The organism is Pseudomonas sp. WS 5503, from assembly GCF_012985385.1.
Taxonomy (GTDB): Bacteria; Pseudomonadota; Gammaproteobacteria; order Pseudomonadales; family Pseudomonadaceae; genus Aquipseudomonas; species Aquipseudomonas paracarnis.
Window position 1 is genome coordinate 1 of record NZ_JAAQWI010000011.1, and the last position, 25,874, is coordinate 25,874.

The window sequence follows — 25,874 nt, forward strand, 5'->3', positions numbered from 1 at the left end:
CGCAGGTATGGACTTCAAGCCCCAATTTCCTGGAAAAGAGGTTCTTTCTATGGACATCCGGCATCAGAGATTGAGTAGCGGAATGTCTGAGCTGAAATCATGTCCATGGCTGTTCTTCTTTCCTTTACATTGATGAGGCGTTTGCTGACCTATCGGGTATTCCTGGGCTGGATGTTTTGGGTCGTCAAATCAGGGAGCGGGTGCTGCGCTGCACTGGCATTCCAGTGGGGGTTGGAATAGCAAGCACCAAGACCTTGGCCAAGCTGGCCAACCACACGGCAAAGCGATTGCAAGCTCAAACCGGTGGTGTAGTGAACATCACCGATCCGGTCAAGCGCGATTGGGTCCTGCGTAATACTGACGTCTGCGAAGTGTGGGGCGTGGGCCGCAAAATGAAACTCCACCTCGACGCCATGGGCATAAAGTCAGCGATGGACCTTGCCAAAGCAGATCCTTGGACGCTCCGTAAGAAATTCAGCGTAGTGATCGAGAAAACGGCGCGTGAACTGGCCGGCACGTCGTGCTTGGAGCTGGACGAGCCCGACCCGCCGAAGCAGGAAATCTGCTGCAGTCGGATGTTCGGCAAGCGGCTGACTGAGCTGCCGCCGATCAAGGAGGCGGTGGCCACCTACATGATGCGAGCCTCGGAAAAGCTGCGTGCGCAGAACTCGCTTTGCAAAAAGGTCCGCGTCTGCATCCGCACAGGCATGTTCAATCCGGAGGAAGCCAAGTACGCCAACGGGGTGGTGGTAGATATGCCATACCCTACCGATGACGTGCGCCTGCTCACGAAGGCGGCGGTAGACGCGCTCGATCGGATCTTCCGGCCGGGTTTCAAATACAGCAAGGCCGAGGTAATGCTGCTCAACCTGTGCCAGCCAGGCGAATACACCGATGATCTTTTTGCAATATCGCAGCCGACCGAGGCAACCCAGGTCATGACTGTCCTTGATCAGATCAATGAACGTTGGGGAAAGGGAACGCTTCGATCTGCCAGCGTACCTACCAACCCTGACTGGGGTATGCGTCGAGAGATGATGAGCCAGAGCTATACCACTAAGCTGGACCAACTCTGGACGGTGGCCTGCAAGTAATGCTCATTCCTCTGTCATAAGGACAGCCAGCGACATTTTGATGAATTCTTCATTGTGGCCGATTGTGAAAAGGGCGCCTCGCACATTGTCTGCCACCTCGGCGGAGCCACGTTGCTCAACCCAATTTGACAGCTCCAGGATTGACGCTTCGAGGGCAAGTTGGTTTTCGTAGAGTTTGGAAAGCAGGGAAGGGATTAGGTCTGAGTTCGGCATCGTTGTTCCTCCGTGGAGCGAACAGCGTAGCAGGCAAATTATTGAGTGGGGAGATCGTTCGGCAGGACGCCGGAGGAGGGGGAAATCATTTCCGCAACCCAATGCACGCCCCTTGATATATGCGGGCTGTAGGCTTGGTAAAAACTCTGAGTTGCGGAAACGATAAATAGCTAAGGTGTTGATTATTATAGTTAACTCGGCAGTCTTGAAAACCGGCGGACGTTAATAGCGTCTCCAGGGTTCGAATCCCTGGTTTCCCGCCAAGATTCATACAAAAGCCTCGCGAATGCGGGGCTTTTGTGTTTTTGGGGTTTGGGTAGATAACGCCGGTTTTGGATAGGCGTTCCGAAACTTTCGGGCAGGGGTTCCGAAACTTTGTCTATTTTGATGGCTTAGCAGTTGCGCCAATCCTCCTGTAAACCCGTTTGGTGATCTCCTGTTTGCTATGTCCCAGCAGTAGGCTTGCGTCGCCAATATCGATGATTTCCGATGCCGCCTTGGGTCGGATGTCACGAAACTGAAACCCTCCAATCTTTGCTGCGAGCATAGGGTCGCCCTGATCCAGCGCTTTCTGCTGCGCCTTCTCTCTTGCCTTGTCCCAGCGCAGGCGCAACATGCCTTTCGTCATCCTTTTTCCATACTGGTTGATTAGTAGGTACTTGGAGGGGTGATGCGCATTTCTTTCGGTTATCTCTCTAACCAATTTCCCGAGACTGTTTTCTCCGGATTCTGTCCGCATTAGAATTCTGAGTTTGTGCCCGGTTTTACCCTGGGTGACCAGGAAATAATCGCCCTCAGTATCGTCGCTACGCATGATGATCACATCGGCAGGTCTCTGGCCGGTCAGGTAGGCCAGGTCCATGGCTTCCTTGAGTTCCGGGCCCGCCATACCGTAGACGGCGTCCCAAACCACCGCATTGGCGTAGTAGTCGCGTGGCACCTCCTTATTCTTCCTGACGCCTTGGCAAGGATTCTCCCGCTCAGTGAGGCCCCACTCGCGTGCCATATTGAACACGTGAGACAGAAGGGCAATTTCCCGGTTGGCCCTAACCTTGGCCGTGCGTGCATCGCGATACCCGGCGATATTTGCCGGCGTGATTGAATCGATGGGAGCCCCATCGAATGTGGGGCGTAGCTGTTTTAGTTCGGCCAGATTGTCTTTTTGGGTACGCTCTCCTTTTTTCGGAATGACGTCGCGGGCGTACCGATCAAAGATCCCCTTCATCATCGTCAGGTCTGCGGGTTTTTCCTTGGCCTCAAGCTCTGCCCACTTCAACCTCGCTTTACTCAGATCTCCACCTAGCGGGATCTCCTTTCCTGTCGAGTCTTTGTAGTAGTAGCCGACCCACACTTTGCCATTCTTGCGAGGGCGTTTGCGCCGCACCATTCCAGGCGGCAAGTCCCTGTTTTCTGTGTTTCTAGGTCGCATCTCAGTTCACCCTGGAGAAGTCAGGCGTCCAAACGGGTCGCGCCGGCGGCGGGCTTTGTTCAATGAGTGCTGTATTGGTCATGCCAAGCTTCATGCGAGCGTACATGCGCCCAACCAGCGGACGCCCCCCACGACTCTCGACGAATACCCAATTGCGGTCAGTTAGCCACTTCCGTTGATGGGCTCGCTGCTTATAGCCAGTAAGGTCGGCCAGTTCATCGTCCGAGAAGATTTCAGCCTCTATGGCTTTGGGCTGTGAACGGTGCGTATACCCCACGACAGGCTGCGCGAGCGGGCGTTCCTGAGCGTTTAGCGTTGCATCAGCGAGCGCTGCCTCGCGCAGCTTTTCGTGGGGTATAAGTGCCTCGGCGGTGGCGCTGGGAGGAGCAATAATGCCTGCTGCTGCGCAGCAGAGACTGTTTGTTTCTAGCGTGTCGCCACTATTTGCAGCACGGAGCAAAGCGGACAAGGCGCTGGTGTTGTTCTGTTGGTTCTTCATGCCGCTTTCCTCCGGTGTTCGATAGCGAGTTGGTCCATCAGGCGCTGGTGGTAGGTGTTGCGGGCTTCTGCGACAGACCATGGGCGGATGGTTTCAACCATGGGTTCGATGCCGACCAAACAATCCCAGATAGCCGGATCGGGTGGCATGAGATCGCGGCGTTCGGTAGCTAGCGCTATCAGGTTGGCCTTGTGGACGCAGGCGGGGAGTTCTGGTGCTATGCCGAACCGATCACAGATGCGCCACCAGATACAGTCCTCGAAGTGCTCATAGACGCTGATCCATTGCTTGAGTGGCCTCGTCATGTCGCCCAGGTACGCCTCGGGTGCGTTATGAAGTAAGGCCGCGAGTTTGTATTCTTCTGGCACCAGCTCGGCGACGATGCAGCTGTGCTGGGCCACGCTGTAGAACTCGCGGGTGTGACCGTTGAATCGGCACAGATGGGCCAGTGCGTGCGAGATGTCCCGTGGGTCAATCATGTCGGCGTCGGGTTCGAGTAGGTCGAAGTGTTTGCCTGAATGGGTCAGGATCCGGTTCATGCTGCGTCTCCCAACTCGAATGGGTCCAGCAGGGCAGCCATGCTTAGTGCCTTGTCACGTAAGGCAAGTGCTTGAGTTGCCTGGCTATCAGATCTCACCGCTCGGAAGGTGTCGGCCGCTAGCTTGAGCTTTTCGGCGATGGATAGCAGGGTGAGGCGATCCAGTGGCTGATGGTCCAATATCAACTGCAGGCGCCGACAACGCTCGGAGATCTGCTCCAGTGCGGTAGAGCCCGCTGACTCTCCCTCGTCCATGCCTTCAATGAATCCTTGTGCGTGTCCTTCGTTGTAGCCCTGAGCCAGACCATCCGTTAAGCCGCCTCTGTAGCCGATCCAATAAAGGATCGCGAGCGCGATAACGATGGTGATCAGTGCGCAGATTTGAATTACGGTCATGTGGTGTGCTCCTGGTGGTTTGTTGGCTGGTGGTGGCAGCCGTTGGTGTTACTGCTCTGGCTCGGTTGAATCAGTTTGTGGTCGCGGCATGTCCTCATCCGCCCTGTAAGCGCGGATATCAATCAGTGCCGCGACATGCTTGATGTGGGCATACCTCAACGCCTTGACGCTGTGATCCAGGGTGGTCACCGGCAGCTGAATACGGCCGCTGTTGATCGCCTCAGTAAAAGTCTTTTCGTTGAGGTTCTTGAAGTAATGCACGCGCAGCTTTTCCAGGGGGATAAGCACGTCGCCGAAGAGTCGGTGCAGCATCTCGACGGTTGCGCTATCCGGCGCGGGTTGCAGTCGTAGCGGTGTTTGATTGTTGTTACTCATGGATGGCGGCCTCCTTGCGTTTGAGTCGTGATGGGTGGTTCCAGGCATTCAGGCAGTGGCGTTTGGTCAGCTCCCGCAGATGCTCCGGCACTTCGAGGAGCGCGGCATTGCGCTCCTCGCGTGTGTGCATGGCGACGATCTGGCGGGCGTACTCCCTAGGCCACGTCACGGTTGTCTGCCGGAATGGCTGGCAGTTCGAGGCCCAGCTGACTTGCCAGCCAGGGCATGCCGGCTTGCCGGACCTTCGTCGACTGGCTGTATTGCATTCCGGCCGTCTCGTGGTACCAGTTGCCGTTCTTGATCCGCAGATATTCCCGATCACGTACAGGAAACGCCGGGAGGTTGCGGTCAGAGAGCAAGCCCTTGTCACGCATCAGCGCGATCAGTTTGGGGCGGGTGAGGCCGAAGTACTTGGCGGCCTTTTCCAGGCTACGTTCCATCGCGACCTCCTAGGCTGCATGCGCGGCGGGAGTTGCCACGGCTGCCAGGTGAGTGATGGATTCGGCCACCATGGAGTAGATCTCCACGTCACTGCCGCACACCGTGAAGCACTTGCTGAATGGCTTCTTGACGCCGATGCTCATGATGGTGGTGACGCCCGTTCGGGTTTTGTTGCGATGGATTGCCAGGTTGATAGGTTGCTCAAAACCCATATCGAGGCTCAGCGCGCCGCCGGTTTGCACCAGGTCGAACACACGCTGCTTGTGTTCAATTTCGAAGACGCCGTAGCGGCGGTCAGCGTGCGGCACTGACGACGGATCGCTTGGACTGGCTGGCCCGTTGACGATCTCCTCGATGAAGTCCGCAAGCTTAAGGTGCATCTTTTTGCTGTTGGTCAGGGTCAGCGTGTGGCGTTCGCTTCCCAGCTCAACAGTGAAGTGTGTGTCGGCTTTGCGGTGCTCAACTTTCAGGCGGAAGGCTAGGGCCTCCCGGTGAACTTCGGCACGCAGTAGGTGGTTGAAGGTTTCGGTTAGGTGTACCTGGGCCTTGAGCAGGGTCAGGGTGCGATTGTCGATTTTGTACTTGCTCATGCCGCGTGCCCTCCGCCGTTCGGATCGAACGGGTAGGGCGCGTTGCGTTCTTTCGGCTTAGGTTTGGACATGATGAATTTGCAGCCGAGGTCTTGCGCCAGGCGGCGGATTTCAAAGATGCGGGAGGGGTTAGCAGCGGCCGGGTGGACGTGCAGGGTAGCTGTGGTGTGCATGGTATTGCCTCGCTCTGTGGTGGAAGAGTGAGACAAATATCAACCATTGGTTGATTTAATGTCAACCATAGGTTGCTAATATTTTGGTTAGGGGTCGTTTCATCTACTTAGTGGTAGCATAATGATACTATGCTGGGCCTCTGCTTTTTCACTGGGATTTTCAGTAGAGTTTTGATAGGGACGTGCATATAAATATGGGAGGTTATTTGGACTTCAAAGAACGATGCCACAATAAAGAATTGGATGCTTATGGGACGTCTAGAATTTTTAAAAGACGTTCGGATAAAATATCCTTCTATAGAAACATTATTACGTACCTTGGTTTCGTTGTGCCACTTGTCGTAGGTGCCGGAGCTTTAGCGTTTAGCGTTGGGTTTTTAGCGTATGTTTTTATCCCGGCGGGGATATTGATGACTATTCAGTTAGCTCTGTCTCTCTGGACGTTGGTTGCACAGTGGGATAGCAAATATGCGTATGCTATTGGCTCCATGCAAAATAATCTGAAAATGTCTGGAGCTTGGAAAACATTGGGGGAAATGCCACCTCAAAACGCTGAAGAAAGATTTAGCGAGTTGTTAGCGGAAGAGCTACGACAAGAGCAGGCTGATCTGACGCAGTCAGTCACTGACGCGGACATTCGCTACGGAATGCGCATGTCTCTCTATCAGCATAGGGAAACGTGTGTGGTTTGCGGGATCAAACCGTTGACAATGAAACCCGGTAACTGCGATACGTGTGGGAATTTCTAGGAGTTTAATTATGTACCCTAAAGTTGTGTCAGCTAAAAATGCTTATTTGCAAATGACTTCCAAAGAAAAGATGGCATTTATTAAAGAGATTTTGGAATATCATAGCGAAAGTAATAATGAAACGATTTCATTAGAAGCATTGGGCAGTGCTATCAACGAGACTATGATTAATCTAGGGCCACGCGATAGTCGTTGCGTTTTGTGTGGACGATCGTAACTAGCTGTGGTGAGTGTAGGATCATTCAGGGATGAATGATCCTACCACTTTTCCGCATATATGCGTTTCTTCAGTGATATCGATTATTGGGTATTGAGGATTGATAGGTCTTAAAAACTGACGCCCCGCGTCTTCTACAAACACCTTAAAGGTGGCCTCGTTGGTTCGAGGTACGCGTGCGATAACCCGATCACCGGTTTTTGTTTCAGCCTCAGGATCTACGAAAATTATACAACCAGTAGGGTAGCTACGACCTGGCCCAGGATTCGTCATTGAGTCCCCAAGCACTCTCAGCGCATAACCACTTTCACTTATAGGCACGGGGCAAGATAGCCACGATTCGCCGTCATGTTGCTCAAAGTTCGACTCGCACCACGCTCCTGCCTGCACCCAAGAAATCAGCGGGACCTTTCCAAACTGCCGAGTTACCTCACGGACATTACTTTCGCCCGCAGCGCCGAGCTGACGGACATTACTGTCGCCGGTTTGCTGTTTTGGCAGCACCCCATACTCCAGCCACTCCCTTCGCACCTTCAGCCATGAACACAGCACAACCATGCTGTCTGCCTCGGGAATGGATTCACCATTGAGCCACTTACTGATGGCTTGAGTGCTTTTTTCAGCCCCAACCTTCACCAAATGCTTATGAATATCCACCCCACGCCCACGGGTGCGTACACCGGCATCGTCGAGTGCTTCGTGTAGGCGCGCCGTGAAAGCTGCCCTTAACTCATTCTTATCAACCATGAGTTGATACTCTCACAGGGCTTGCGCAATAGTCAGTTGATGTTAATATCAACCGCGAGTTGATAAATGGAGGTTGCCATGTTGGACCCCGCAGATTTTCCGAACGCCATCGCGTTCGCATTTGAAGCAGTAGGCGGCATCGGAGCCGCCGCCAAGGTATGTGACAGGAGTTACCAGGCACTCAATAAATGGCGCTTGGCTGCCAGCCTTCCCCGCACCGATTACACCGGTGAAACCCGCTACGCAAAACTCTTAGCGGCCGCCGCTGAGCAAAAGGGCAACGCGTTTGATGCTGCCTGGTTGCTCAACGCATCGGCCCCGCAAAAAGCTGCAGCGTAGATAGAAAAAAGGCGACCCAAGGGCCGCCCAGTTCCTCCCGGCACACACCACCACAGTGCTGTCGGGTCGCGACGAAGGTAGGAGGGCACACCACATGCAAACCACCTCCCTTTATCGCGCTGCCAAGACACGGATGTCTTGGGTTGCTGCCTTTTCCACCACAGATTAGGCAGCTGTTGCGCCAGAGGTGAGCAACGGATTGTTCGCCTCGGCACGGTGCCGGTTTCGATCCCTAGATCTAGCCGGCGTTTGGGCCCTTTCAAGCCACGCGGCAAATGTATCACCACTACACGTCGCGGGGCACTGGCAACTTAGTAGGATTAATGCCATGAGCCGAGTAGCTTTAAGCTGTGTTGATCGAGCGCAAAAGGAAGTACTGACGCTCGAATTAGCCCTGTACCACGCCGCACGGGACTATCCCGGCGGTGCCGCAGCAATTGCCGCCACCACCGGCCGCAATGCCACCACGCTGCAACACAAGTTGTCTCCCACCCATCCCTCGCACACCGTCAACATCCAGGAGTTCGGCGAGATCCTCGAACTGACCAAGGACCGCCGCATTCTCGATGCAGTGCACGCCCTTGTTGGCGACACGATCTGGCAGGAACTGGCTGAGGCGTACACCAACGACATGCCAGAGACCCTGACTACGGGTATCGCCATGTTTTTCCGGCAGGTCGCCGATTTGTCCGAAACCTGGGCCAAGCACATTGGCGACGGCAAGGTCGATGACCGTGAGCTGGCTGAGATACGCCAGTTGGTGTTTCGTGGCATTCAGGGGTTATTGGGCATGTACAACCGCGCCCGCTACGTCAACCAGACGACTTGTGGGGTGGAACGTGGCTGATATCGCTGACTTCGCAAACGACCTGGTGCAAGAGCGCATTGATCAGGCCGTCGCTGCACGCCTGGCGCTGATGTCCAACACGGCTCAGCATTCGCTGATGTTCTGTGATGAATGTGATGGCCCCATCCCCGAGGCCCGTCGCTTGGCACAGCCCGGCTGCACGCTCTGCATTGAGTGCAAGACAGTCGATGATCAGAAGGCTGCCCGTTATGCTCGATGATGTGATCAATCAGTTCGCGGACTATGGTCTTGAGCCCGCTCAACCCTTGGTATTCGGCAAGCTCACCCGCTGCAAAACCACCCAGGACAAAGGCAAAGAAAAAAACGGCTGGTACGTCATCCACGAACACCGCACCGAAAAAAACGAAACGCTGATCTTCGGCAGCTTCGGCGACTGGCGTTCTGGCGATACCCAAAAGATCAAGGTGAAGCCCGGACGCATGAGCCCCGAGGAGCGCGAAGTCATGCGCGCTCGCCAGGAAGATGCCAAGCGTAAAGCCGCCGAGATCGCGGCCAACGCATCACGCCGAGCGGCCAACCGTGCTGCCGGCCTGTTCAAGCGCATGCCCGAAAAGGGTAAGAGCGCCTATCTGGATCGAAAGCAGATCGTTGGCTTCAAGGTTCGCTATGCGCCACGTACTGGCGCATTTTTGGTGCCCATGTGCAACGTCCGTGACCAGATCGTCGGCCTGCAGGTGATCTTCCCAGCCAAGCAAGAGGACACTGGGCGGGATAAGCAGTACTGGCCGCCCGGTATGTCAAAAGAGGGCGCTTTCCACCTGATCGGCCCCCATCCAGAGCCAGGCGAACCGGTGCTGGTGTGTGAGGGCTACGCCACGGGCGCAAGCCTGCACATGGCGACTTCGCTCACTGTTGCTATCGCCTTCGACGCGGGCAACTTACTGCCAGTCTCCAAGGCCATGCGCGAGCGCTTCCCCGGCTGCCCTCTGATCATCTGTCGCGATGACGACTGGAAAACTAAGCGTCCCAATGGCGACCCTTGGAACCCAGGCGAAGAGAAAGCGAACAACGCCGCGCTGGTTGTCGGCGGTCAAGTAGTCGCCCCGGTGTTTTCCGGTGACCGCGAGATCAAGTGGACCGACTTCAACGACCTGCACGTCGCCGAAGGGTTGGAGGCCGTCCGCCGCCAGGTGCTTGCGGTGGTCAAGCCTCCTGCAGCAGGTGGTTGGAAAGACCAACTGGCCCGCACCGAAAACGGCTCCCTGATTGCGCACATGCAAAACGTCGAGCTGATCCTGGGCAATGACGAACGCTGGGCCGGTGTCATCGGCTACAGCGTGTTCAGTTCCAAGATCGTTAAGCTGCGGTCTGCGCCCTTTGGCGGCGGTGCCGGCGACTGGGCAGACATCGACGACATGCGAGTGATGAAGTGGCTCGCGCAGCAGTACAACCTGCGGGTCAAAGCGTCCCATGTGATCGAGGCGGTCAGCGTGGTTGCCCACGACCATGCGTTTCACCCGGTGCGTGAGTACCTGGAGAAGCTGGAATGGGATCGCGTGCCACGCATTGAAACCTGGCTAACCGACGTATTGGGTGTCCAGGCCAGCGAGTACTCGGCCAAGGTCGGTAAGCGCTGGCTCATCTCGGCGGTCGCCCGTGTGATGCGCCCAGGCTGCAAGGCAGACTCGGTGATGATCCTCGAAGGCGGGCAAGGCGCCGGTAAGTCCACGGCCATGGGCGTGCTCGGTGGCGAGTGGTTCATGGATACCCCCTTTGCCCTCGGTGACAAGGACAGCTTCCAGGCGATTCGCGGCAAGTGGATCGTCGAGCTGGGCGAGCTGGACAGTTTCAACAAGGCTGAAAGCACCAAGGCCAAGCAGTTCTTCTCTGCGTCCACCGACACCTACCGAGAGAGCTACGGCCGCAGAACGAATGACGTGCCACGCCAGTGTGTTTTCGTGGGCACCACCAACCAAGAGGAGTACCTCAAGGACGCCACGGGCAACCGCCGCTACTGGCCGGTGTTCTGCAACAAGGTCGATCTGGAGCAATTACGCGAGATCCGCGATCAGCTATGGGCTGAGGCGCTGTTCTGCTTTGAAGCGGGCGATATCTGGTGGGTGAACAAGGACGAATCCAAGATGTTCGCCGAGGCTCAAGACGAGCGCTTTGTGGTGGATGAATGGGAAGGGCCGATCCTGGCCTGGATGGAAGAGTCGCAGATCGGCGAAACCGCCACCGGCAACGAGATCCTGACCCAGGCGCTGAAGCTGGACTTCGGACATTGGGGCAAGCCCGAGCAGATGCGGGTCGGGGCGATCATGCACCGGTTGGGTTGGCGCAAGCGGCGTATGCCCGCGCTGCCAAAAAGCGGCGTGCGGCCATGGGCCTATGAAAAGCCTGCGGGCTGGGGGCGTGCGTCTGCGTTGCAGCAGGCGGTGATCGAGGAGCCTTGCTTTGATTAAGCGAATCGATGAGATGCTCAAACTGTGGGCGCAGGATCTGCATTCGCCTGTGCCGGACGGTGCTGGCGGGCCGAGTGGCGGCAACATGATCGCCATGCTGATGGAGTGCAAAGGTGAGTTGATACGCGGCACGCGGGGTAGTCGGGTGCTGCTGGATGAATCGGCCGACATAGAGCTGATCGTCAGGAAACACCTGCCGCCTCGTCTTGCCCTGGTCGTGTGGGAGCACTACTGCAACCACGAAAGCTTCCTCTCGCAGAAGCTGTTGCACTGCGCCTGTAGTTCGAGGACCTATTACATGCGGTTGCATGACGCGCATGTGTTCATCCAGGGGATGCTGATGGGGAAAGCTGCATGACCCTCTGCGCCACTCCTTGTGCCACTGTCCTACTGTCCCACCTTGTCCGACTCGCATTTCGCGCAGTTGGACAGGTGCAGGCCGCGCCGTTACTGGGCTGTCCTACCGTCCAACCTTCACCCGCCCCACGCACACATGAGCATAGCGGGGACGTAGTCGCGCCCATGGCGCGCACGCGTGCTTTTAGCTTTCTCTCTATACACAAGAGAAAAGTAAAAAAGGTAGGACAGTAGGGCAGAGCCCCGAAGTCAGGGACCTGTAGCTGTCCTACTTCGATCCAAAATAGTGGGACAGGCAAGACAGTGCACCAGAAGCGATAGCCGATTGAGTGCGTTGTACCTGCGTTACACCTGCGTCATACCTGTATTGCACCCGTATTGCGCTATGGCATTAAAACCCGCTTGCTGCCAGTAAAATCCACCTGTAAAAAGTACCCATCTTCGATAGGTGCGACCGCAAGCAGCGGGACACACCACCACACTGAACCCGGCCATTGCGCCGGGTTTTTGCGTTTATGGGGTAAGGCAATGACGAACGAACAGCAAGCGCTGGCAGAGATGCCCATCTGGTTAGTGATTGTCCTGGCCCTGGTGGGCGGTGTATCTGGCGAAATGTGGCGTGCTGACAAGGAGGGGGCACGGGGCTGGGCCTTGATCCGGCGGTTGGCCCTGCGATCCGGTGCCTGTGTTGTGTGCGGGGTGTCCGCGATAATGCTGTTGTACGCGGCAGGCATGTCGATTTGGACATCTGGCGCCCTTGGGTGTCTTACCGCCATGGCGGGCGCAGACGTTGCCATCGGGCTATATGAGCGATGGACGGCTAAGCGATTGGGGCTGAGCGAGTCAGCAGCAGTCAACGGAGATGTAGGGCGGTAATCATTCGGGAGCCAATGCAATGATGCGGCTTGAGATGCGCGACAACATCGATCAGATCGTCAAAGAAATGCGCGGCATCAGCCGGTCCAAGGTGCCCACGGCAGCAGCCAAAGCGCTTACATTCACGGCTGAGCGCGTCCAGGCTGCCGAGAAAGCCGAACTGGCGCGGGTATTTGATCGCCCCACACGCTGGACACTTAACTCCATCTTCAAGCGCAGTGCCACTGTGACACGGCTGTATGCCCGTGTGTGGGTCAAGGACGAAGCCAGCTCAGGTGTGCCAGCGTCCAAGTACTTGCCTGTGCACATGGAAGGTGGCAACCGTCCGCACAAGCGCTTTGAGAAGGCGCTGATTCATTATGGTCTGATGCCAGCAGACATGTATGCAGTACCAGGTCGGCGCGCCCGAATGGATGGCAACGGGAACATCAGTCGCGGCCAGATCGTGCAGATCCTATCCGCCCTCGGTGCAGCAGAGCGGGTGTCGGGCTTCATGGCTAACCGCACGAAACGAAGCCAGCGGCGCAACCGAAATGCACCGGACTACTTCGTGGGTCGGCCTGGTAACGGCACCGGCCCTCGTGGCATTTGGCAGCGGGTAGGCAGTGGTGCCAGGCCCATCCTGATCTTCGTCAAGCGCCCGACGTATCGACGGCGCTTTGACTTCTACGGGGTCGCCAATCGCGTGGCCCAGGCCGAGTTCGAACCGCTGTTCCGGCGTGCCCTGGCTCGGGAGATGGAAAGGAGCTGACCTCCTGTTGGTTTCGTGCTTTTTTTTCAAAAAAGTGGCGATATTCCAATGACTTGGAAGGTTTTAGGCTTGACAGGGGCATGTGTGCCCCGAAATCAATGGGTCCTTCCGGGCACCGGGGCCAACGGGGTAATTCGAACCCCGACTTTTTCACAGATTCAACCTGACATAGGGGGTTCCGCTTCCATGTCGGCAATAGGACAAGACAATGCAAACCCAACGTGAAGTCGCTGATCACCTGGACATGAGCGAGCGAAATGCCCGCGATGTGCTCAAGGCGTTGGACCTGGACTGGCAGACCGCAAGCCTGGATGAGATCCGGACGGCCTACATCCGCGACCTGCGCGGAAAAGCCGCTGGGCGCGGGGGCAGCCAGCTTGAACAACTCAACAGAGCGCGGATCGATGACCTGCAGCAGAAGTCGGCCAATGGACGGTTGGCGTATCACGAAAAACTGAGATCACTGATCCCGGCAAGTGAGGCTGAGCGGGTGCTGTCCGACTGGGCCAGCTTCGCAAACCGGGAATACCTGGGCGGCCTTGAACGAATCATTCAGGAAATCGAGAACGTGCAGAAACTCACGGTAGATCGAACAGTGGTGGCCAAAGTTGCTGGACCTACAACCGAGCGAATTGCAGGCTACGCGCGAAAACTTGGCGCGGAGCTTGTCGGCAGCAGCGGGGAAATTCAATCCGCCCCGTGATATCCCGACCGCGCATTACATGAGCACCGAGTTTTACCTGCCCGCTGAGAGCGGTGTGCTGCACGGGCTTTACGACTTCCAATACACGCCATACTTTCTCGGCGTTGCCGCTGCCCTGGATGACCCTCGGGTGAGCGAAGTTGACCTGATGAAAGCGGCGCAGATCGGCTGGACGTGGTTCCTGATCGGCTACCTGTTCAAGTTCATCCACAACCTGCCGCGTCCGATCATGATCCTGTTTGCCAAGGAAAAGGACGGCAAGAACTTCCACGACGAAAAGCTGAAGTTCGGCGTCACCGCGAACACCGAGGTGGCAAAACTCATGCCGGTGGATGTCAGCCGCACATCGGGCAACCGGTGGGACCATAAGACCTTTCCAGGCGGGTTCCTCAAACTGGTCGCGTCCAACTCCCCGGGCAACGTCAAATCCACGTCTTCCGTGGGTTTATCGGTGGTAGAGGAACCGGACGATACCAGCGACGATGTGAAGGGGCAGGGCGATGCGATCGCCCTGCTGGAAGAGCGTGGCAAGCGTTATCCCGGCTCCAAGATGCTGGTAGGCGGGACGCCGGCGATCAAGGGCGCGAGCAAGACCGAGGCGCGCCTTGCACAGACCGATTGCCGGGTGCTGCCGGTTATCTGCCATTCCTGCGGCCAGGCGCATGTGCTGGACTTCGCTCATATCAAGTGGCTCGACATTGAGGAAGAAGCAACCCCTCATGAGATCTACGGCCGCGCAGATCCTGAGACTGCCGGCTACGGTTGCCCTCACTGCGGCGAGATCTGGGACGACTATCAGCGTAAAGAGAACATCCGCAACACGGTGTTCAACGCGGTAGAAGCCGGCGACCCATACTGCGGTTGGGTGCCGACCAAACCTTTTGCCGGGCGCGCTGGGTTCATTGAGTTGAATGAGCTGTACGCCTGCTTACCGGGTACCAGCCTAGCCGACATCGTGCGCGAGAAGCTCAACGCCGAACACCAGGCGTCCATGGGCAACCTGTCGCTGCTGATCAAGTTCGTCAACCAGAAACAAGGCCGTGCCTACGAGTACAAATCCGATCTGCCCGAAGCCGACAAACTGGCCGAACGCGCAGAGGACTACCCGGAGATGTACGTGCCCATGGGCGGAATCGTGGTCACTGCCGGCGTCGATGTTCAACACGATCGCCTGGCGGTGGTTATGCGGGCCTGGGGCCGGGGTGAGGAATCCTGGTTGCTTTACTGGGGCGAAATCTACGGCGAAGTGGTGCTGCCAGACCAGGGCGTCTGGTTGGATCTGGAGAAGCTGCTGTTTGCGGCGATTCCTCACGCCTGCGGCGCCAAGTTGAAAGTGTTGGCGACTTCGCTCGACACCTCCGACGGCACCATCACCCAGGACGCGGCTTATGCGTTCTGTCGTAAGCACCAACGTAGTGGTGTGATGGCGATCAAAGGCGCGAGCGAGCGTGGCAACACCCGCGACGACGAGCGCCGGGAGATCTTCAGCGCTCCTCGGCAGGGCGTCGATACCGACAAAGAGCAGAAGGCATCCAAGTATGGCCTTCGCCCCTACATCGTCGGCACGTCGCGGGCCAAGGACCTGTGGATTGAGGGCCGGTTGCCGCTGACGGGTGATGGCCCTGGTCGGATGCACTTTTACAAGACGGTGCGCCCGGACTACTTCCGGCAAATCACCGCCGAAGTGAAGGCTCCCAGCCGTCGACACCACTACCGCAAGGTGTGGCAGAAGAAGGCCGGCGAGCCGAACGAAGGCACCGACTGTGAAACCTACGCGCTGCACGCAGCCCGCTCCCTGAAAACGCATCTGCTGCAGGAGCAGGACTGGGCGGCGCTCGATGCCCAGATCCGCCAGGGCGGTTTGTTTGACCAGCCCGAACCAGTTAGGCCTGAGGCCGAGGCCAATCCCGAAACCCAAGGGGCGACCCCTGAATCACCTCCACCCGTTGAACCCCCCGATCTCCCGCCTGCTGGCGGGAGAGTTGTTTCTGGGCGCCGCAGTGCAATGCGTGTGCTCTCCCAACGCAGGAATTAATCATGGCTATCACCCTGGAACAAGCGCAGGGCCAGCTCCAAGCCTGGCTCGATGCGAGCATGAAGGTCAGCCAGAAGCAAAGCTACCGGATCGGCACTCGCCAGCTGGAGTACGCTGACCTTGCCGAGATCACCAAAACGATCGATTACTGGCAGAAGCAAGTTGATGGCCTGGAAAGCGGCCGGCCACGGGGGATTGTTCTGCGTGGGATCACGCCGCGATGAGCCAGGCACCGAAAGCCCCAGAACCAACGCTGCTCGACAAGGCCATCACCTGGTTGAGCCCTGAACGCGGCGCCAAGCGCATGCATGCCCGGCTCACCATGACCGCGCTGGGCGGTTACAGCGGCGCGTCGAAGGCCAAGCGCTCGTTGAGTGCCTGGAACCCCGCCGCCGGCAGTGCAGCGGCTGACTTGCTGCCCGACTTGCCCACGCTTCGCGAGCGTTGCCGTGACCTTGAGCGCAACAACCCCATCGGCGGTGGTGCGATCAACACGGTGACGACTAAAACAGTCGGTACCGGCTTGGCGCTCAAGTCCGTGGTAAATCGCCAGATCCTTGGCTGGGATGAAGATCAGGCCAGCGAGTGGCAGCGCAAGACTGAATCGCTCTTCAAGTCCTGGGCGGAAACCACCTGCTGCGACATCACCCGTGAGCAAAACTTCTATGGCTTGCAGGATCTGACGTGGCGTTCGGTACTGAGCAGCGGTGATGTGTTTCCGCTGTTGACCCACAAGGAGCGCCCCGGCCATCACTACTCGGCGTGTATCCAGCTCATTGAAGCCGACCGGATCTGCAACCCGTCGGGCAAGGCTGATACGGAAACCCTCACCGCCGGTATCGAACGTGATGCCGACGGCGCGCCGATCAAGGCTCACATCCTGCGCAGCCACCCTGGTGCGCTGGGCGTTAAAGAGCGGGAATGGGATGAGCGCCCGTTCTTCAACGAGCGTGGGGGGCGGGTGTTGTTGCATGTGTACCGCCGCCGCCGGGTAGGTCAGCCGCGGGGCGTGCCATATCTGGCGCCGGTGATCGAAAAGCTCAAGCAGTTAGACCGCTACACCGATGCCGAGCTGGAAGCAGCGGTGGTGTCGGCGTTCTTCGCTGTGTTCATCAAACCGGGGACTGGCGGCAGCCTGAGCCCATTGGCATCTGCTGCCACCGGCAACACGCCAGTCGGTGGTGACCGGCCTGCAGGACGGGAGCAGGGTGGCTGGGACGGTTCACTTAGTGGCGGCATTGTCGCCGAGCTGGACGACGGTGCGTCCATCGACACTGCGGCCCCAGGCCGGCCAAACATGGCGTTTGACCCGTTCGTGCTAGCGATGCTGCGCCAGATCGGCATGGCTCTGGAATTGCCCTATGAGGTGCTGATCAAGCACTTCACTGCCAGCTATACCGCCGCGCGTGCAGCCGTCATGGAAGCGTGGCAGTTCGTTCGCGGTTGCCGCGACTTCCTGGGCTCACACTTCTGCCAGCCGGTGTACGAGCATTGGCTTGAAGAGGCCATTGCGCAGGGTGATATCGAAGCCCCTGGGTTTTTCGATCACCCGCTACTCCGTTATGCCTACTGCGGTTCGCTGTGGGTGGGTGATGGTCCTGGCACCGTAGACCCTTTGAAGGATATCAACGCCGCCGAGAAGCGGATCGATATCGGCGTCAGCACTCTGGCGAAGGAATCCATGCTCTACGACGGCAGCGACTGGGAGGAAAACCACGAACAGCGCGCCCTGGAAGTGAAGCGCCGGCGCGATGACGGGCTTTCAGCTTCACCGACGGCGCGCCCGGACAATGAGCCGCCGGCCAATCCCGACTTACCTGAACGGACTTAACTATGAGCGACAACCCAACCGATGCACCCGTGCACCGGGTGACGGCGTTCGACCTGGTGTCACGCGAGCCCTGGGCCATTACCCCGGACATGCTGCAGACCATCACCGCCATTGCCCGTCGGGAGCATGAAGGCCCAGAAGCGCTGGAAGCCAGGCAGGGCAAGCCCCTACAAAACAGTCGGGCGGTGACTCAACGTGGCAACGTTGCCTTGTTGCCAGTCACTGGCCCGGTGTTTCGCTATGCCAACTTGTTTACGGCGTTGTCCGGTGCAACCTCACTGGATGTTCTGGCGAAAGAGTTCACCGCCGCCGTTGATGATCCGCGAACAGACACCATCATCCTGGTGATGGATACACCTGGCGGCATTGCCAGCGGCATCGCTGAGTTTGCTCAGATGATCCGCGCGTCTCCCAAGCGGGTGGTGGCCTATGTGTCCGGCAACGCGGCCAGTGCCGGTTACTGGATGGCGGCAGCGGCCCATGAAATTGTCATGAGCCGTACCGGCGCCGTGGGATCCATCGGCACCGTGTTGACGGTGCGCAAGAGCGGCGACGACGGCAGCTTCGAAATCGTCAGCAGCCAAAGCCCGAAAAAGCGGCCGGACTTCGGTACCGAATCAGGCCGCGCTGTCGCACAGGCCCACGTCGACCGCCTGACCGACATCTTCGTCGAGGACGTCGCTAATTATCGCGGCCTCAGTGTTGAAACCGTCCTGGCTGACTTCGGCCAGGGCGACATGCGGATTGGCTCGGATGCCGTGGAACTGGGCATGGCCGACCGTGAATCCACCCTTGAAAACCTTATCGCCGAATTCAACGGCAGTCCCTCTGGAGATCGATCCATGTCCGCACCAAACAGCAGCACCGTAACAGCTCCAACCACCGACAAGCCGGCCATCACCCGTGAATATTTGGCCGCGAATCACGCGGAATTGCTGGCCAGCCTGGAGCATGACGCACATGCAGCTGGCGCTCGCGCCGAGTGCGATCGCATCAAGGCAGTCGAGGCGGCGGCTTTGCCCGGGCATGAAGAGCTGATCACCAGCCTCAAGTTCGATGGCAAAACCAGCGGCGCCGAGGCGGCTGCACAGGTGATTGGTGCCGAAAAGTCCAAGCGCGCCACTGCTCTTGCCGACATTCGCAGCCAGGTCCCTGCGGCGGTACCCAACGCACTCACGCCACCGGCTGCACCAGCTGCCGCCGAAGAGGATCCAGAGGCGCCCCTGGAAGAGCGCGCCAAAGCGACCTGGGACGGCGATAAGGAACTGCGCGCCGAGTTTGGCACCTTCGAGGCCTACCACGGTTATCGCAAGGCCACCGACCGTGGTTTGGTCAAGGTTCTGAAAAAGTAAGCACCTGGTAAGTCCCTCAAATCCTGGCTCTGGAGAATCCCATGCCTCTTACACTCGATACACCCCGCGCTTACGAGATCGGCACCATCAACGACTTGTCCGTTGCCGCCGGTGTGCAGATCTTCGAAGGGTCGGCCGTTGGCATCATTGCTGCCAGTGGGCTGGCGCGCCCTTTGGCGGCGGGTGACCTTTTTGTCGGTTTCGCTGATCGCGGCGTCGACAACCGCACCGGCGCCGCTGCGGCCGTGCGCGTCCGTCTTCGCGAAGAAGGCAAGATTGAACTGCCCGTGGCTGCCCTGGCGCTTGCTGATATCGGCAAGCAGGTTTACGCCAGCGACAGCGGCGCATTCCTGCTGACCGCAGCAGGGAACAGCCTGGTCGGCCATGTTCACCGTTTTGTCCGCTCTGGCGTCGGCATCGTCAAGTTCGCCGCCCAGGCAGTGCCTGTCGCGCCTTAACGCAACACCCAAACCCTTTCTTTTTTGACCGTATCCTTCTTCAGGAGAATCACCCATGGGTGCTGAAGTACTTTCCAGCCGTGCCGTCATCGGCATGTTTTACGAAATGCTCGAACAGAATGTGGGGTCGAACTGGATCGACGCCGTGTCCAACCTGTTCGATTCCGACCAGGCCAAAGAGACCTACCCGTGGATCGGTATGGTACCTACGCTGCGTGAGTGGATCGGCGGCCGTCATGCCAAGGGCTTCATCGGTGCTGAACTCGAAATCGAAAACCTGCACTTCGAAGCAACCATTGAGGTTCTGGTCAAAGAGCTGCGCCGCGACAAGACCGGGCAACTGCGCATCCGCCTCGGCGAGCTGGCCGACCGCACGAATGCACACTGGGCCAGGCTGCTTTCGGTACTGTTACTCAATGGCGAAACCCAGGTCTGCTACGACGGCCAGTACTTCTTCGACGTTGACCACGAAGAAGGCCAGAGCGGGGTGCAGTCGAACAAAATCACCACCAAACTTTCCGAGCTGGCGGCGGCTGTTCATGGCACACCAACCCGACCGAGTGTCGAGGAATTCCAACAGGCAGTTGCCCGGTCTGTGACCCAGCTCACCAGCCTCAAGGATGATCAGGGCGAACCCATCAACGAACTGGCTCGCGAGTTCCTGGTGATGGTGCCGTTCAACCTGTTGAGCGTTGCTCAGTCCGCGCTGAGCGTTCCGCGCGGCACCAACATCAACGAGATTGTCATGCCCGACAACGTGGTGGTCCGCGTGGTCGGTAACGTGCGCCTCAATGCCTGGCAGGACAAGTTCGTGACCCTGCGTACCGATGGCCGTTTGAAAGCGTTCATCCGTCAGCAGGAAACCGACGTCGCAATGAAAGCGAAGGCGGAAGGCTCGGAATACGAGTTTGACAACGACGCGCATCAGTATGGTGTCGACACCTGGCGCAACGTCGGTTTTGGCCGCTGGCAGTACGCCGTCCTTAACCAGTTGGTGGCATAAGCCGGTCGGCCCGCCACCTCACCGAGGACACTGATATGCCGAAATACCGCGTGACAGAGACCATCACCCTTTACGGTGGTGAGTTGATCCTGACAGACGCCCAGGCCAGCGCCCGAAAGCACTGCCTTGAGCCGGTCGAAAAGAAAAAGGGGCGCTACTCCATTCTGGAGCCCGTCCAGTTCAAAGTCGGGGAGGTGATCGTGATCCCCGGTGAGCCGGACAAGGCGCTGGATCAGCGGCTCGTGAAGGTGGACAAAGCTGGAGGGACCGGCGATGCCGAATAAAACATATACCGTCCTGTCAGGTTCGTTCCGCCGGCCAGACAACAGCCTGGTCGGCCAAGGTGGCTTAGTAGAGCTGCCGGACGACGTGGCAGATCGCTTTCGTCACCAGTTGGAAGTCGTGGTGTCCGGGCCATCGCCGGCACCGGTGGGTGAAGGTGGACGCAAGCAAAAGGTGAGCCCCGATGCTTGACGAAGACCTCAGGGGTTTCCTTGAGGACTTTGACGTTGGCGGAGCCGTCGATGGTGAGCCGTTTCTGGCGGCACGCGACATGCCAGATGAGATCCATGGCATGGGCGGCACCAATAGCCAGTCCACCGGCTACGAGATCCTTGTCATTACCTCCGACGCTGAACGCCTCGGTATCAGAAATCCCAAGCTGATCACCGTAGGTGGCGTGGCCTTTCGGGTCCGTGACTGCCGGATGATCGATGACGGCGCCTTCAGCCTGGCCTCACTCACCAAGGTTTAATCCATGCCTTCGATCCAAGAACGCATCGTCGCAAAGGCGCAGGCGCTGATCCTGGCTGCCGATACGCCGGCGGCTGACCGCGTGTTTCGCAGCCGTACCGAGGCGATCACACGCGACATGACTCCGGCGCTAGTGCTGCGGCCCAGCCTTGAAACTACTGAGCGGGAAAGCTTTTCCGTGGACCGCAACCAGTTCGAACTGACGGTAGAAATTATCGCTCGGGAAGACACTGTTACAGGGGCCGCCTGGGACCAGGTGGCTGACCTGGTGAAGGTAGCCGTACATGCGGTGCTGGCAACAGAGGATGCGTTTCCGGAAGCGGACCGGGTCCAGCGGTTTTACATCGACTGGATTGAGGACGAAGGGGACAACACCGCCGGCAACTGCCTGGTCCGCTATCGCTTCACCTACTTGTGCAACACCGGCGACTTGACCACCGGCCCCACCTTTTACTGAGGAATAAATTATGCAAATTGCATTCGGCAGTGGGTTGTTTTACGCAACCCCGCTGATGGACGCCTATGGCAACGCCCTAGCGTCACCCACCCCGATCCTACTGGGCATCATGCAGGAAGCATCGGTTGATCTGTCGTACGACTCCAAGGAGCTGTTCGGTAGCGAGCAATTCGCCGTGGATGCGGCGCGCGGTCAAGGCAAGCTATCGGGCAAGGCCAAGGCGGCGCAGATCAGCCTGTCGCAAATGAATGCCCTGGTGTTCGGGCAAACCCTCCAGCCCGGCCAGGTGCTTGTGCACCACGCAACCACTCCCCAGGATATTCCTGCCGGCGGCAAGATCATCGTCACCCCGCCAGGTGCTGGCCTCTTGGCCGGTGACTTGGGTGTTCGCGGCGGCGGTGCAGCCCCGTTCACCCGTGTACTGGCAGCGCCGGCCAAGGGGGAATACACCTATGACTCAGGTACCGGTGAATACGCTTTCGCCGCTGCGGACGAAGGCGTGCCGGTATTTATCGATTACCGCTACTCGGTCGCCACCGGCAAGAGCCTTTCCGTGCGCAACTTGCCGATGGGCGATATGCCGGTGTTCCAGGGTGAGCTGTATCTGAAATACAAAGGCAAGTCGATTTACGTCCGCGTGCCCAACTTCGTCAGCAACAAGTTGAGTCTTTCGACCAAGCAGGACGATTACACCATTCCTGACTTTGAATTCACCGGCTACGCGGATGAGTTCGGCGAAGTCGCTTACTGGAGTTCTAGCGAATGACCGTCAATATCCCCGGTGTGGACTTCCAGTTTCCTGGTAAGACACTGACTATTCCGCCATTGGCGTTGGGCGATCTGGAGCAGTTGCTGGAGCGGATCAACCGCGTCATGGCCGGAAACATGGATAAGGATGCGATTGCCACGGTGATCGATGCCACGCACGCCGCGCTCCGTCGAAATTACCCTGACATGGATCGCCAGGAAGTATCAGGGCTGCTTGACCTGCGCAATTTCCGCGACGCACTCGAAGCCGTTATGGGCGCTTCTGGGTTGGAAGTGACGGAGCCTGCGCCGGGGGAAGGCCAGGCCCCTTCGACTGGGGCCAGCTCTACGCTCACTTGATCGCCAGCACAGGCCAAAGCCCGGTCACGCTGCGGCGTGACTGGGACATGGTGATGGTGGGGCATATGACGGACTACTGGCGGCATCATCCACCCGTGCACGTGCTCGTGGCTGGTTACATGGGATACAAGCCGACTGAAGGCGTTACGGATGCGCCTGACCTGGCTAGCAACTTGGCGGCAATGGCGACAGATATGCGCGCGGATCTGCCTGAGCATCTGCGTGGGGCGTTGGATGCATTTGTCCCGCCCGCATGACCCTTATCTGGCATTTTTCGCCATCACCCACTAACTCCGCCTCGGCGGAGTTTTTACGTCTGCAATGTGAGGTTTCGGCATGGATAGAAATATCGCGTACCAGTTCACTGCCGGCACCCAAGGCTTTGACCGTGCAATCGAAAGCATTGAGCGGAACATGCGTGATGCTCGAACGACTTTCAGTCGCGAGCTGAGGTCTATCAATACCGAAATGGTGGGCAGCCAAACGCAACTAAGCCGTTTTGGTCCGGCGGTCAATGATGCGTTGGGCGGCGTCAGCACCATCATGCGCTCTGGGCTTTCAAGTGTTGCCGCTGGCCTGATCGGTGTTTTTGCACTCGGTGCGTTCAAGGTCAAGCAGTTGGTTGTTGACAGCAAGGATGCGGCAATTCAGCAGCAGGCAGCTTATCGGGGTTTAGAGGCGGTCGCCAATCACGCAGGTGTTGGTATTGGCCGCGCCATGGATGAGGCAAACAAACTTGCTGCTGACGGCCTGATCAGTGTCGGAGATTCGGCAAAAGCACTTCAAAATCTGCTGAGCCGGGGCTACAACGTTGACCAGGCAGTGAGCGTCATTACGCGCTTGAAAGATGCTGCTGCCTTTAACCGGCAGGCGAACCTTAGTCTTTCGGAAGCCGTAGTGTCGGCTACCGAAGGTTTGAAGAATGAAAACTCAGTGTTGGTCGACAACGCCGGTGTAACGAAAAACGTTGCAAAGATGTGGGAGGAATATGCCAAGAGTATTGGTACCACGCGCGACAAGTTGACCGATTCACAGAAGATCACAGCTGAATACAACGGGGTAATGAAAGAAACTGAAGCCCAGGTCGGCAACGCAGCGAAAGCGGCTGACGGCTTGACAGGTAGCCAGGCCGAACTTGATTCAAAAAGCAACGAGCTGCAGGTCACTATTGGCACGATTCTGGAGCCTGTTTTTGTCAGCCTGAACAAGCGACTGGCTGAGACGGCCAGTTGGTTCAATAGTCTGTTGAAAGGAATGACAGGCGTTGGGGTAACAGTCGACGAAGTTGCAGCGAACGTTGCTCGCTATGAAGCCATCCTCAAGGACTTCAAGCCTGGTCCGCGTGGTAATGGTAGTAAGGCTCCCCTCGAAGCGGCATTGGTGGAGGAGCGTCTGCTGTTGGAGAACATGCAACTTGTCTCCAACAAGGTAGACGAGGTGGACGCCGGTATGCGCTCCCGTGTTGCACGCATTGAAGAGCAGCGCCGGAAGGTGGCTGACATGGCGGCAACGGGCGACACCGCGATGACTAAAGCGCCTCAGCAGGGCCGGACAGCACCAACAGCTTACGGTATCGAAGTCGCTCGGCTGACGAAGCTTGAAGCCGGTTATGCCGCCGCAATTGAGCATCGAAAAAAGGTTGAGGAGGCGACAACGCCACCGAAGAAAACTGAGACCCCTGCAACAGCACCCGGCAAAGCAACCTCGCGAGTCAGCGAATGGTCCGAAGCGCTGGATGCGCAAAAGGTCGCGCACGCCCAGCAGCAGGCCGAGCAGGGCACGTTTCTCCAGTTCTCGCAGCAACAGGAAGCGGACTACTGGCAAGGGATCCTCAAGCGCACCGACTTGACGGCCAAGGAACGGCTGGGCGTGCAGCGCAATTACTTGACCGCATTGGGATCGTTGCGCCGCCAGGATGAAGGCCAGGCATTCGCAGACCTTCAGGCTCAGGCGCAGCAATACCGCAACAACATGGACGCACGGTTGAATATCGCTCAGCAAACGTTGGAGCGCAGCCGGCAGCTTTATGGCCAGGACAGCCAGGAATACCGAAAGGCAGCTGCCGAAGTGGTCGCCGTCGAGCGGGAGAAACAGCAACAAATCACCAATATGAAGCAGCAGGAATATGCTGCTGATAAACAGGCCCGGTTGACCGATGTTGCCCATGCCGAACAGATGGCCCAGTTGGACCTGCAGGCCAACCTGATCACTCAGGGTCAATTGCTGCAATCTCAGGCCGAGTTCGAAAAACAGCGGTACGCGATCGAGGCTGAAGCCTTGGCGCAACGCAAGGCGCTATTGGACCAGGATCCCGACCGCAACCCGGTCGCCCTGCAGCAGGTCCAGCAGCAGATCCTCGCCCTGGAGCAGACTCACCGAAACAGCATGGCTGTGATCGGCCGGCAGCAAACCATGGAATCCCAGAGTAATTGGACCGGGATGATGGGGAGTTTGCAGTCCAGCTGGAGTAGCGGGCTAAACGGCATCCTCACCGGGACGATGAGCACTCAGGGGCTGCTGAAAGGAATTTTTGGCAGCATCGGTACCGCGTTTGTCGAAAACATGGTCACCAAACCTTTGATGGCTTGGGTATTCGGTGAAACGGCAAAAACCGGGGCGACCGTAACCGGCGTCGGGTTGCGAACAGCGGCCGAGATCGGTGGCGCCGCGATGTCCGTCGCGGTCTGGGGTGCTGCCACCATCAGCAACATCATTTCCAGCGCTTACCAGGCGATCGCGGGTGCGTTTGCAGCAATGTCTGCAATCCCGATCATCGGGCCAGCTTTGGGCGTTGCTGCCGGTGTTGCCGCTGGTGCGTTCGTATTCGGCCTGATCAAGAACGTGGCCTCTGCTGAGGGTGGTTATGACATCCCGGCTGGGGTGAACCCGATGACCCAGCTCCATGAACAGGAAATGGTTCTGCCCAAGCAGTACGCCAACGTGATCCGCCAGGCCGCGAACGGTGATGGTCAGTTGGGCGGCGGTGGCGTTGGTGGCTATCACTATCACGACAGCAGCGGCCGGCTGACGCCGGCGGATATCCGGCGCAACGCCAGGGTATTTGCTCTTGAAATGCAGAAGCTGCAGCGCAACGGTGCCCTCAAGGCATAAAGGAGTT

34 protein-coding genes and 1 pseudogene are annotated in these 25,874 nt (G+C 58.0%); 24 read left to right on the forward strand and 11 right to left on the reverse strand.

Going from position 1 to position 25,874, the window contains the following annotated elements; all coding sequences use genetic code 11:
• Positions 1-128 precede the first annotated feature (128 nt).
• Positions 129-1,094: pseudogene (locus tag HBO10_RS24990) on the forward strand (DUF4113 domain-containing protein); the annotation flags it as partial.
• A gap of 3 nt (positions 1,095-1,097) precedes the next feature.
• Here the strand turns inward: HBO10_RS24990 and HBO10_RS24995 are convergent.
• The 10 genes from HBO10_RS24995 to HBO10_RS25045 form a co-directional block, all read right to left on the reverse strand.
• On the reverse strand, positions 1,098-1,307 hold the full coding sequence (locus HBO10_RS24995) for a hypothetical protein (protein ID WP_034135893.1): 210 nt from the start codon (positions 1,305-1,307) through the stop codon (positions 1,098-1,100).
• Positions 1,308-1,686: 379 nt separating this feature from the next.
• The gene (locus HBO10_RS25000) at positions 1,687-2,736 is read right to left on the reverse strand and encodes a tyrosine-type recombinase/integrase (protein ID WP_034127803.1); all 1,050 of its coding nucleotides are present in this window, start codon (positions 2,734-2,736) and stop codon (positions 1,687-1,689) included.
• A 1-nt stretch (position 2,737) separates the two neighbouring features.
• Entirely contained in the window at positions 2,738-2,980 is a 243-nt protein-coding gene (locus HBO10_RS31490) for a DUF4224 domain-containing protein (protein ID WP_034128135.1), read from the reverse strand.
• A gap of 251 nt (positions 2,981-3,231) precedes the next feature.
• Positions 3,232-3,774, reverse strand: coding sequence for a phosphohydrolase (locus tag HBO10_RS25015; RefSeq protein WP_034127802.1), 543 nt, complete (start codon positions 3,772-3,774; stop codon positions 3,232-3,234).
• On the reverse strand, positions 3,771-4,169 hold the full coding sequence (locus tag HBO10_RS25020) for a hypothetical protein (protein ID WP_034127801.1): 399 nt from the start codon (positions 4,167-4,169) through the stop codon (positions 3,771-3,773). The genes HBO10_RS25015 and HBO10_RS25020 overlap by 4 nt, the downstream gene beginning before the upstream one ends.
• A gap of 48 nt (positions 4,170-4,217) precedes the next feature.
• Positions 4,218-4,544 carry a pyocin activator PrtN family protein gene (locus tag HBO10_RS25025; protein ID WP_034127800.1) on the reverse strand — a complete coding sequence of 109 codons (327 nt, stop codon included), beginning with the start codon at positions 4,542-4,544 and terminating at the stop codon, positions 4,218-4,220.
• Positions 4,537-4,713: a hypothetical protein gene (locus HBO10_RS25030; protein ID WP_153475270.1), complete on the reverse strand. Its 177-nt coding sequence runs from the start codon at positions 4,711-4,713 to the stop codon at positions 4,537-4,539. Before HBO10_RS25030 ends, HBO10_RS25025 begins: the two co-directional genes overlap by 8 nt.
• Positions 4,700-4,984 carry a phage antirepressor KilAC domain-containing protein gene (locus tag HBO10_RS25035; protein ID WP_034127799.1) on the reverse strand — a complete coding sequence of 95 codons (285 nt, stop codon included), beginning with the start codon at positions 4,982-4,984 and terminating at the stop codon, positions 4,700-4,702. Before HBO10_RS25035 ends, HBO10_RS25030 begins: the two co-directional genes overlap by 14 nt.
• A 9-nt stretch (positions 4,985-4,993) precedes the next feature.
• Positions 4,994-5,575, reverse strand: coding sequence for a hypothetical protein (locus HBO10_RS25040; protein WP_034127798.1), 582 nt, complete (start codon positions 5,573-5,575; stop codon positions 4,994-4,996).
• Positions 5,572-5,748, reverse strand: coding sequence for a hypothetical protein (locus tag HBO10_RS25045; protein ID WP_169922148.1), 177 nt, complete (start codon positions 5,746-5,748; stop codon positions 5,572-5,574). The genes HBO10_RS25040 and HBO10_RS25045 overlap by 4 nt, the downstream gene beginning before the upstream one ends.
• 206 nt (positions 5,749-5,954) lie before the next feature.
• Here HBO10_RS25045 and HBO10_RS25050 point away from each other — a divergent pair, with 206 nt between their 5' ends.
• Together HBO10_RS25050 and HBO10_RS25055 are read left to right on the forward strand one after the other, a co-directional pair.
• Positions 5,955-6,497: a mobilome CxxCx(11)CxxC protein gene (locus HBO10_RS25050; RefSeq protein ID WP_161793212.1), complete on the forward strand. Its 543-nt coding sequence runs from the start codon at positions 5,955-5,957 to the stop codon at positions 6,495-6,497.
• Between the two features lie 10 nt (positions 6,498-6,507).
• Entirely contained in the window at positions 6,508-6,714 is a 207-nt protein-coding gene (locus HBO10_RS25055; RefSeq protein WP_152612709.1) for a hypothetical protein, read from the forward strand.
• Between the two features lie 21 nt (positions 6,715-6,735).
• On the opposite strand, the gene HBO10_RS25060 is transcribed toward HBO10_RS25055, so the two are convergent.
• Entirely contained in the window at positions 6,736-7,461 is a 726-nt protein-coding gene (locus tag HBO10_RS25060) for a S24 family peptidase (protein WP_034127796.1), read from the reverse strand.
• A 78-nt stretch (positions 7,462-7,539) separates the two neighbouring features.
• Here HBO10_RS25060 and HBO10_RS25065 point away from each other — a divergent pair, with 78 nt between their 5' ends.
• The 21 genes from HBO10_RS25065 to HBO10_RS25165 all read left to right on the forward strand — a co-directional run bounded on the left by HBO10_RS25065 (position 7,540) and on the right by HBO10_RS25165 (position 25,867).
• Entirely contained in the window at positions 7,540-7,800 is a 261-nt protein-coding gene (locus HBO10_RS25065; protein ID WP_034127795.1) for a hypothetical protein, read from the forward strand.
• Positions 7,801-8,128: 328 nt separating this feature from the next.
• Complete coding sequence (locus tag HBO10_RS25070; RefSeq protein ID WP_034127794.1) at positions 8,129-8,647, forward strand: phage regulatory CII family protein; 519 nt, start codon at positions 8,129-8,131, stop codon at positions 8,645-8,647.
• Positions 8,640-8,867, forward strand: coding sequence for a TraR/DksA family transcriptional regulator (locus HBO10_RS25075; RefSeq protein ID WP_034127793.1), 228 nt, complete (start codon positions 8,640-8,642; stop codon positions 8,865-8,867). Before HBO10_RS25070 ends, HBO10_RS25075 begins: the two co-directional genes overlap by 8 nt.
• Positions 8,857-11,073, forward strand: a complete 2,217-nt coding sequence (locus tag HBO10_RS25080) for a VapE domain-containing protein (RefSeq protein ID WP_034127792.1) — start codon at positions 8,857-8,859, stop codon at positions 11,071-11,073. Before HBO10_RS25075 ends, HBO10_RS25080 begins: the two co-directional genes overlap by 11 nt.
• The gene (locus HBO10_RS25085; RefSeq protein WP_034127791.1) at positions 11,066-11,431 is read left to right on the forward strand and encodes a hypothetical protein; all 366 of its coding nucleotides are present in this window, start codon (positions 11,066-11,068) and stop codon (positions 11,429-11,431) included. Before HBO10_RS25080 ends, HBO10_RS25085 begins: the two co-directional genes overlap by 8 nt.
• A gap of 527 nt (positions 11,432-11,958) precedes the next feature.
• Complete coding sequence (locus HBO10_RS25090) at positions 11,959-12,306, forward strand: phage holin family protein (RefSeq protein WP_034127790.1); 348 nt, start codon at positions 11,959-11,961, stop codon at positions 12,304-12,306.
• Positions 12,307-12,325: 19 nt separating this feature from the next.
• Positions 12,326-13,057, forward strand: coding sequence for a hypothetical protein (locus HBO10_RS25095; protein ID WP_034127789.1), 732 nt, complete (start codon positions 12,326-12,328; stop codon positions 13,055-13,057).
• A gap of 208 nt (positions 13,058-13,265) precedes the next feature.
• Positions 13,266-13,760, forward strand: a complete 495-nt coding sequence (locus tag HBO10_RS25100; RefSeq protein ID WP_034127788.1) for a hypothetical protein — start codon at positions 13,266-13,268, stop codon at positions 13,758-13,760.
• Positions 13,761-13,779: 19 nt separating this feature from the next.
• Entirely contained in the window at positions 13,780-15,795 is a 2,016-nt protein-coding gene (locus tag HBO10_RS25105) for a terminase gpA endonuclease subunit (protein ID WP_052199980.1), read from the forward strand.
• Positions 15,796-15,797: 2 nt separating this feature from the next.
• Positions 15,798-16,019, forward strand: coding sequence for a DUF6148 family protein (locus HBO10_RS25110; protein ID WP_032892955.1), 222 nt, complete (start codon positions 15,798-15,800; stop codon positions 16,017-16,019).
• Positions 16,016-17,626 (forward strand): phage portal protein, encoded by a 1,611-nt coding sequence (locus HBO10_RS25115; RefSeq protein ID WP_034127787.1) that lies wholly within the window; start codon positions 16,016-16,018, stop codon positions 17,624-17,626. The genes HBO10_RS25110 and HBO10_RS25115 overlap by 4 nt, the downstream gene beginning before the upstream one ends.
• Before the next feature lie 2 nt (positions 17,627-17,628).
• Positions 17,629-18,978 carry a S49 family peptidase gene (locus HBO10_RS25120; protein ID WP_169922149.1) on the forward strand — a complete coding sequence of 450 codons (1,350 nt, stop codon included), beginning with the start codon at positions 17,629-17,631 and terminating at the stop codon, positions 18,976-18,978.
• A 41-nt stretch (positions 18,979-19,019) separates the two neighbouring features.
• Positions 19,020-19,436 carry a hypothetical protein gene (locus HBO10_RS25125; RefSeq protein ID WP_034127786.1) on the forward strand — a complete coding sequence of 139 codons (417 nt, stop codon included), beginning with the start codon at positions 19,020-19,022 and terminating at the stop codon, positions 19,434-19,436.
• Between the two features lie 55 nt (positions 19,437-19,491).
• Positions 19,492-20,439, forward strand: a complete 948-nt coding sequence (locus tag HBO10_RS25130) for a Mu-like prophage major head subunit gpT family protein (protein ID WP_034127785.1) — start codon at positions 19,492-19,494, stop codon at positions 20,437-20,439.
• 35 nt (positions 20,440-20,474) lie between these two features.
• The gene (locus tag HBO10_RS25135) at positions 20,475-20,723 is read left to right on the forward strand and encodes a hypothetical protein (RefSeq protein ID WP_034127784.1); all 249 of its coding nucleotides are present in this window, start codon (positions 20,475-20,477) and stop codon (positions 20,721-20,723) included.
• The gene (locus HBO10_RS25140; RefSeq protein WP_034127783.1) at positions 20,713-20,913 is read left to right on the forward strand and encodes a hypothetical protein; all 201 of its coding nucleotides are present in this window, start codon (positions 20,713-20,715) and stop codon (positions 20,911-20,913) included. The genes HBO10_RS25135 and HBO10_RS25140 overlap by 11 nt, the downstream gene beginning before the upstream one ends.
• Entirely contained in the window at positions 20,906-21,193 is a 288-nt protein-coding gene (locus HBO10_RS25145) for a hypothetical protein (RefSeq protein ID WP_034127782.1), read from the forward strand. The genes HBO10_RS25140 and HBO10_RS25145 overlap by 8 nt, the downstream gene beginning before the upstream one ends.
• Positions 21,194-21,196: 3 nt before the next feature.
• A complete protein-coding gene (locus HBO10_RS25150; RefSeq protein WP_034127781.1) occupies positions 21,197-21,649 on the forward strand; it encodes a hypothetical protein in 453 nt (150 codons plus the stop codon).
• 10 nt (positions 21,650-21,659) lie between these two features.
• Positions 21,660-22,415: a hypothetical protein gene (locus HBO10_RS25155; RefSeq protein WP_052199978.1), complete on the forward strand. Its 756-nt coding sequence runs from the start codon at positions 21,660-21,662 to the stop codon at positions 22,413-22,415.
• Positions 22,412-22,756 carry a hypothetical protein gene (locus HBO10_RS25160; RefSeq protein WP_052199977.1) on the forward strand — a complete coding sequence of 115 codons (345 nt, stop codon included), beginning with the start codon at positions 22,412-22,414 and terminating at the stop codon, positions 22,754-22,756. Before HBO10_RS25155 ends, HBO10_RS25160 begins: the two co-directional genes overlap by 4 nt.
• A 336-nt stretch (positions 22,757-23,092) precedes the next feature.
• A complete protein-coding gene (locus HBO10_RS25165; protein WP_034127778.1) occupies positions 23,093-25,867 on the forward strand; it encodes a hypothetical protein in 2,775 nt (924 codons plus the stop codon).
• Positions 25,868-25,874: the final 7 nt, after the last annotated feature.